At 62.1% G+C, this 7,100-nt stretch carries 5 protein-coding genes; 4 read left to right on the top strand and 1 reads right to left on the bottom strand.

Features of this window, described 5'->3' with window-relative positions; all coding sequences use genetic code 11:
• Nucleotides 1-48: 48 nt before the first annotated feature.
• Nucleotides 49-813, bottom strand: coding sequence for a sulfite exporter TauE/SafE family protein (locus ACW9JE_RS26940; RefSeq protein WP_457434487.1), 765 nt, complete (start codon nucleotides 811-813; stop codon nucleotides 49-51).
• Between the two features lie 135 nt (nucleotides 814-948).
• On the opposite strand from ACW9JE_RS26940, the gene xseA reads away from it, so the two are divergent.
• From xseA to ACW9JE_RS26920, 4 genes are all read left to right on the top strand, one after another.
• Nucleotides 949-2,328 carry an exodeoxyribonuclease VII large subunit gene (gene xseA, locus ACW9JE_RS26935; protein ID WP_457434486.1) on the top strand — a complete coding sequence of 460 codons (1,380 nt, stop codon included), beginning with the start codon at nucleotides 949-951 and terminating at the stop codon, nucleotides 2,326-2,328.
• 3 nt (nucleotides 2,329-2,331) lie between these two features.
• Nucleotides 2,332-3,153, top strand: coding sequence for a peptidoglycan DD-metalloendopeptidase family protein (locus tag ACW9JE_RS26930; RefSeq protein WP_457434485.1), 822 nt, complete (start codon nucleotides 2,332-2,334; stop codon nucleotides 3,151-3,153).
• Nucleotides 3,154-3,610: 457 nt separating this feature from the next.
• Complete coding sequence (leuA, locus tag ACW9JE_RS26925) at nucleotides 3,611-5,290, top strand: 2-isopropylmalate synthase (protein ID WP_457434484.1); 1,680 nt, start codon at nucleotides 3,611-3,613, stop codon at nucleotides 5,288-5,290.
• Between the two features lie 212 nt (nucleotides 5,291-5,502).
• A complete protein-coding gene (locus tag ACW9JE_RS26920) occupies nucleotides 5,503-7,011 on the top strand; it encodes a sigma-54-dependent transcriptional regulator (RefSeq protein WP_224541683.1) in 1,509 nt (502 codons plus the stop codon).
• The last annotated feature ends 89 nt before the right edge of the window (nucleotides 7,012-7,100 follow it).

Below are 7,100 nucleotides of genomic sequence, written 5' to 3'. Positions count from 1 at the left end.
CTTCGCGGGCAAGCCTCGCTCCTACAGAGAAGCGGAGCTACACGCAGATCAGGTGCTCAAATAGCGCCCAATCAACGCAATCCCGCTCACCAGCACCAACCACGTCACCAGGCGCACAAACGCCTCCCGGGACAAGCGTCTGGTCAAACGCCGACCAACCCACAGCCCCAGCGCCATGGCCGGCAGCAAGCAGACCGCCAACACCAGCAACGGCACATCCGAATACACCCCGGCGATCGCAAACAGACTCAACCGCACTACCGTGCTGCAACTGATCAGCGCGCTCTGTGTCGCCCGGGCCTCGTCCTTGGGCAATCGGCTGTTCAGATAAATCGCGTACAAAAAGCCGCCACTGCCAAACAACGCCCCGAACATCCCGCCCACCGTGCCCATCGGCACTGACCACGCGGCCGACAATTGCGCCGGACGGGCTTTTATCCACAGGCTGTAAATCGCGTAGGCGCTGATAAACAGCCCCATCAACAGCAGCAACAGGTCGGATTTGAGGTTCAGCAGGAAAATCACCCCAAGCGTGCAGCCCACCGCCATGCACGGCAGCAGCCGCAGCAGTTCGGGCCTGGCCACGTCACGGCGCGAAGGCAGCAAGTTGCCGAAGGCTGCGACGAAATCCAGCAGCACCAGCAGCGGGACGATTTTCGACAGCGGCATGAACAGGATCAGGATTGGTCCGGCGACCAGCGCGGTGCCGAAGCCGGCGATGCCGAAAACGATGTAGGCCAGCGCAATGCCGAGGCCAATCACGCCCCATTCCCCAGCGCCAAACTGCCACTGGCCCAACCAATCAATCAGCATGTAACTAATCCCTGTAGGCGCTGCCGAAGGCTGCGATCTTTTGATCTTTAGAAACAAGAGCAAAAGATCGCAGCCTTCCGCAGCTCCTACAAGGGGTCGTGCATTCGGTTCGGGAATGCCTTTAAACTGCGCCCCATGATTAAAGATCCCTTTGCAAGACTCGGCCTGGACCGCGAAGTCCTGACCGTTACTCAGCTCAACGGCCGTGCGCGGGTGTTGCTTGAAGACGTGTTCAGCAATATCTGGGTCGAGGGCGAAATTTCCAACCTCGCGCGCCCGGCGTCAGGGCACGTGTACTTCACCCTCAAGGACAGCGGCGCCCAGGTGCGTTGCGCACTGTTCCGGCAGAACGCCGCGCGGGTGCGCCAGGCGCTGAAAGACGGCCTGGCGGTCAAGGTACGGGGCAAGGTCTCGCTGTTCGAAGGGCGCGGCGATTATCAGCTGATCCTCGACACCGTTGAACCGGCCGGCGACGGTGCCCTGCGCCTGGCCTTCGACGCCTTGAAGGAAAAGCTCAGCGCCGAAGGCCTGTTCAGTGCCGAACGCAAAGTGCCGCTGCCGGCGCATCCGCAACGCATCGGCATCATCAGCTCGCCCACCGGCGCGGTGATCCGCGACATCATCAGTGTGTTCCGGCGTCGCGCACCCCAGGTGCAACTGACATTGATCCCCACCGCCGTACAGGGCCGCGAAGCCACCGCGCAAATCGTCCGCGCCCTGAAACTGGCGGACGCCCGTGGCTTCGACGCCTTGATCCTGGCCCGTGGCGGCGGTTCGCTCGAAGACCTCTGGTGTTTCAACGAAGAAGCCGTGGCCCGCGCCGTGGACGCCTGCGTGACACCGATCGTCAGCGCCGTCGGCCACGAAACCGACGTGTCGATCAGTGACTTCGTCGCCGACGTCCGCGCCCCAACCCCTTCCGCCGCCGCCGAACTGCTGGCCCCGGACTCCAGCGACCTGGTGCGCCGGGTCGAGAGCCTGCACCGTCGGCTGGTGATGCGCATGCGCGACCGCCTGATGCGCGATCGGCTGCGTCTGGAAGGCATTTCCCGGCGCCTGCGCCATCCCGGCGAACGCCTGCGCCAACAAGCGCAGCGCTTGGACGATCTGGACATGCGCCTGCGCCGCGCTTTCGAGCGCAACCTGAACACCCGTCGCGAACGCTTGATCCGCCTGGACACCCGCCTGGCCGGGCAGCATCCGGGCCGGCAACTGGCGATGCTGCGCCAGCGCCTCGACAGCCTCGCCGAACGCCTGCCCCGCGCCATGCGCGAAGGCCTGAAAAACCGTCGCCTGCAATTGCACAGCCAGATGCAGACCCTGCATGTGGTCAGCCCGCTGGCGACCCTCGGCCGTGGTTACAGCATTTTGCTGGACGAGCGCGGCAACGCGATTCGCAGCGCCGCGCAAACCCATAACGGCCAGCGCCTGAAGGCCAAGCTGGGTGAAGGCGAACTGCAAGTGCGGGTCGAAGACAATCACCTGACACCTGTCACCCTTTCTTTACTGGATTGATCCATGCCGCGCTTTTTAGCTTCGCTTATGTTGTTGTGCCTGACGTTCAATGCCCACGCTGACAGCTACATCACGCGCCTGTTGAACAAACCGGTGCCGGGCGGTGTGGCCGTGGTGGATCTGGGCAGCTCAGCGCAAGCTCCGAAGGCCAGCTATCAGGGCAAACCGGTGCTGGTGGTCAAGGAGCAGAACAACTGGCTGGCGATTGTCGGTGTGCCGTTGACGGTCAAGCCGGGCGCACAGTCCATCAGCAGCGGTGGCCGTAACCTGGGTTTCACTGTCGGCAACAAGAAATACCCGGAACAGCGCATCACGCTGAAAAACACCCAACAGGTCAATCCGAACCAGGACAATCTCAAGCGCATCGAACGCGAGCTGGCTGAGCAGGTCGCCGCCTACCGCACCTTCAGCCCGAATACGCCGAGCAACCTGCTGCTGGACAAGCCGGTCAACGGGCCGCTGTCGAGCAAGTTCGGCGTGCGCCGCTTCTTCAACGGCGAAGAGCGCAATCCCCACTCGGGCCTGGATTTCGCCGTGCCCGCCGGCACCCCGATCAAGACCCCGGCGGCGGGCAAGGTGATCCTGATCGGCAATTACTTCTTCAATGGCAACACGGTGTTCGTCGACCACGGCCAGGGCTTTATCAGCATGTTCTGCCATATGTCGAAAATCGATGTGAAGGTCGGCCAGCAACTGGCGCGCGGTGCGGTGGTTGGCAAGGTCGGCGCGACCGGCCGGGCGACGGGGCCGCACATGCACTGGAATGTCAGCCTGAACGATGCGCGGGTGGATCCGGCGATATTCATTGGGGCTTTCCAGCCATAATTTTGCGATGTGGCTGAGGGCCTCTTCGCGGGCAAGCCCGCTCCCACAGTGACCGGTGGTGTAAACAGATTTTGCATACACCGCTGCCCCCTGTGGGAGCGGGCTTGCTCGCGAAGAGGCCAGTGGCATCACCCCGAATCTGGATTGCTGACGCTCAACCATCAGCGCAATCATTCACGCCCCGCACCCCGATATGCGCGATCAAATCGCGACAATCACATCAAAAGCAGAACTTCTCCCAATTTTTTCTGACTGCTTGCCATCCTCCCCCCTCAAGGTTAGGGTTGAAGGCATGAAAACCTCTCACACCCTCATCCAGCTCCGTCAGCATCGCAGCTTGTGCCTTGTCAGCGCACGACTGCCGGGCTGAATCGCGGCACCTCGTCTCACGCGTTATCCAGAACATTGATCCACCGGCAGGCCGCCTTTTTTCGGCCCACACAATAAGGATTTCCCCATGACCATGCTCAAAGACCCGTCTTCGAAATACCGCCCGTTCCCGACTATCAACCTGCCGGATCGCACCTGGCCGTCGAAAACCATCACCTCCGTGCCGATCTGGTGCAGCTCCGACCTGCGTGACGGCAACCAGTCGCTGATCGAGCCCATGGACGCCGTCAAGAAGCTGCGCTTCTGGAAAACCCTGGTGCAGGTGGGCGTCAAAGAAATCGAAGCCTCCTTCCCGGCCGCTTCGCAAACCGACTTCGACTTCGTGCGTACCCTGATCGAAGACAAGCACATCCCGGACGACACCACCATCCAGGTGCTGACCCAGGGCCGTGAAGACCTGATCGAGCGTACTTTCGAATCCCTGCGCGGCGCGAAAAAAGCCATCGTTCACCTGTACAACGCCACCTCCCCTTCCTTCCGCCGCATTGTCTTCAACCAGGACAAGGACGGGATCAAGGAAATCGCCGTGAGCGCGGCCAAGCTGTTCGTCAAATACGCCGCCCAGCAGCCTGAAACCGAGTGGACCTTCCAGTACTCCCCGGAAACCTTCAGCGCCACTGAGCTGGAATTCGCCAAGGAAGTCTGCGATGCGGTGATCGAGGTCTGGAACCCGACGCCAGAGCGCAAGATGATCCTCAACTTGCCGGCCACCGTGGAATGCGCGACCCCGAACATCTATGCCGACCAGATCGAATGGTTCGGCCGTAACATCAATCGTCGTGACAGCGTGATCATCAGCCTGCACACCCACAACGACCGTGGCACCGGCGTTGCCGCCACCGAGCTGGGCCTGATGGCCGGCGCCGACCGCGTTGAAGGCTGCCTGTTCGGCAACGGCGAGCGTACCGGTAACGTCGACCTGGTGACCGTGGCACTGAACATGTACACCCAGGGCCTGAACCCTGAGCTGGACTTCTCCGACATCGACGGCGTGCGCAAGGTCGTCGAAGAGTGCAACCAGATCCAGGTGCACCCACGTCACCCGTACGTCGGCGACCTGGTTCACACCGCATTCTCCGGCTCCCACCAGGATGCGATCCGCAAGGGCTTCGCCCAGCAGAAACCGGATGCCTTGTGGGAAGTGCCGTACCTGCCGATCGACCCGGCCGACATCGGCCGCAGCTACGAGGCGGTGATCCGCGTCAACAGCCAGTCGGGCAAGGGCGGCATCGCCTACCTGCTGGAGCAGGAATACGGCATCAGCCTGCCGCGTCGCATGCAGATCGAGTTCAGCCAGGTCGTGCAGCGTGAAACAGATCGCCTGGGCCTGGAAATGACCGCTCAGCAGATCCATTCGCTTTTGCACAGCGAGTACCTGCAAGCCAACGCGCCTTACGCGCTGGTCAGCCATCGTCTGCAAGAAGAAAACGGCCACAGCGCCGTCGAAGTGGAAGTCGCCAGCCAAGGCCAGGGCGAAACCAACCTGCACTGGCGCGGCAAGGGCAACGGCGCCCTGGAAGCACTGGTGGCTGGTCTGCCGATTCCGGTGGAAATCATGGACTACAACGAACACGCCATCGGCTCGGGCACCAATGCCAAGGCGGCGGCCTACATTGAACTGCGTGTGAACGGTGAGCGTGCGGTGCACGGCGTCGGCATCGACGAAAACATCACCACCGCCAGCTTCAAGGCCCTGTTCAGCGCGCTGAACCGCTCCCTGAGCCAGCCGGAAGCAAAAGCGGCTTAAAGCTCACTGCAATGCAAAAGGCCCCGGGGTGTGAACCTCGGGGCCTTTTTGTTTGCCTTGAGTTTTGGTTTGCCTGTTATGCCGCATCGCGAGCAGGCTCGCTCCCACAAGGGAGGGAAACTATTGCCGGTGAAGACCGCGCAGGATTTCACCAATCGCCCGCCCCAAGGCATACTTGCCACCCTCCGCACTGCAGAACCCGAAACCGCCCCATGCGTATCCACGTCAGCTTCATCGACCGAGTCGGTATTACCCAGGAAGTCCTGGCCTTGCTCGGTGGACGCAATCTCAACCTGGATGCGGTGGAAATGGTTCCACCCAACGTCTATATCGACGCCCCGACCCTGAGCCCGGAAGTCCTCGAAGAGCTGCGCGATGCCCTGCTCAGCGTGCGCGGCGTGCAGGCGATGACGGTGGTGGACATCCTGCCCGGCCAGCGTCGCCATTTGCAGCTCGATGCGTTGCTCGCGGCAATGACCGATCCTGTTCTGGCGTTGGACAGCGACGGCAAGGTACTGCTGGCCAACCCGGCGCTGATCGCCCTGTATGGTCGGGAACCCGCCGGTGAAAGCGTGGCCGATCTGTTTGCCGATCCTGCCTTGCTCGACACGTTGCTCGAACACGGTTTCCGTTTGCCGCTGCGGGAAATCACCCTCAACGGCCAGACGCTGTTGCTGGACGCCACGCCGATTACCGATGCCGGCGCCCTGCTGACCCTGTATCAACCGAACCGCATCGGCGAGCGTCTATCCGCGCTGCACCACGACCACGCCGAAGGCTTTGATTCGTTATTGGGCGAATCGCCGGTAATCCGCAACCTCAAGATTCGCGCACAACGGGTGGCGGCCCTTGATGCACCACTGTTGATCCAGGGCGAAACCGGCACCGGCAAGGAGCTGGTGGCCCGCGCCTGCCACGCCATCAGCACGCGGCATAACTCGCCGTTTCTGGCGCTGAACTGCGCGGCATTGCCGGAGAACCTCGCCGAAAGCGAACTGTTCGGCTACGCCCCCGGCGCCTTTACCGGCGCACAACGGGGCGGCAAGCCGGGGCTGATGGAACTGGCCAACCAGGGCACGGTGTTTCTCGATGAGATTGGCGAGATGTCGCCGTACTTGCAGGCCAAGTTGCTGCGCTTTCTTAACGATGGCAGCTTCCGTCGGGTCGGCGGCGATCGCGAAGTGAAGGTCAACGTGCGCATCCTCAGCGCCACCCACCGCGACTTGGAAAAGATGGTCAGCGAAGGGCTGTTCCGCGAAGACCTGTTCTACCGCCTCAACGTGCTGAACGTCGAAGTCCCGCCGCTGCGCGAGCGTGGCCAGGACATTCTGCTGCTGGCGCGCTATTTCATGCAGCAGGCCTGCGCGCAGATCCAGCGCCCGGTCTGTCGCCTGGCGCCGGGCACTTATCCGGCACTGCTCGGCAACCACTGGCCGGGCAACGTACGTCAGCTGCAGAACGTGATCTTCCGCGCCGCGGCCATTTGCGAAAGCAGTCTGGTGGATATCGGCGATCTCGACATCGCCGGCACTTCGGTGGCGCGCCAGAGCGATCACGAGGTCGACAGCCTGGAACAGGCGATGGATGACTTCGAGAAGACCCTGCTGGAAAAACTCTACGTCAGCTATCCCTCGACCCGGCAACTGGCCAGCCGCCTGCAAACCTCCCATACCGCCATCGCCCATCGGTTGCGCAAGTACGGCATACCCAACAAGCCGTAGCCATCCTGCAAACACAAAACCCTGTGGGAGCGAGCCTGCTCGCGATGGTGTACCAGCTGACGTCTGTGCGGAATGACAAAACCCCATCG

It is taken from the genome of Pseudomonas sp. SDO55104_S430 (assembly GCF_054070595.1).
The sequence above is the reverse complement of the archived record's forward strand: the minus strand, read 5'-3'. Positions and strand labels throughout refer to the sequence as shown.

What these genes read in the sequence shown, in the direction of transcription:
- ACW9JE_RS26940 (WP_457434487.1), bottom strand. Translation starts at nt 813, where the DNA reads ATGCTGATTGATTGGTTGGGCCAGTGGCAGTTTGGCGCTGGGGAATGG.
- xseA (WP_457434486.1), top strand. Translation starts at nt 949, where the DNA reads ATGATTAAAGATCCCTTTGCAAGACTCGGCCTGGACCGCGAAGTCCTG.
- ACW9JE_RS26930 (WP_457434485.1), top strand. Translation starts at nt 2,332, where the DNA reads ATGCCGCGCTTTTTAGCTTCGCTTATGTTGTTGTGCCTGACGTTCAAT.
- leuA (WP_457434484.1), top strand. Translation starts at nt 3,611, where the DNA reads ATGACCATGCTCAAAGACCCGTCTTCGAAATACCGCCCGTTCCCGACT.
- ACW9JE_RS26920 (WP_224541683.1), top strand. Translation starts at nt 5,503, where the DNA reads ATGCGTATCCACGTCAGCTTCATCGACCGAGTCGGTATTACCCAGGAA.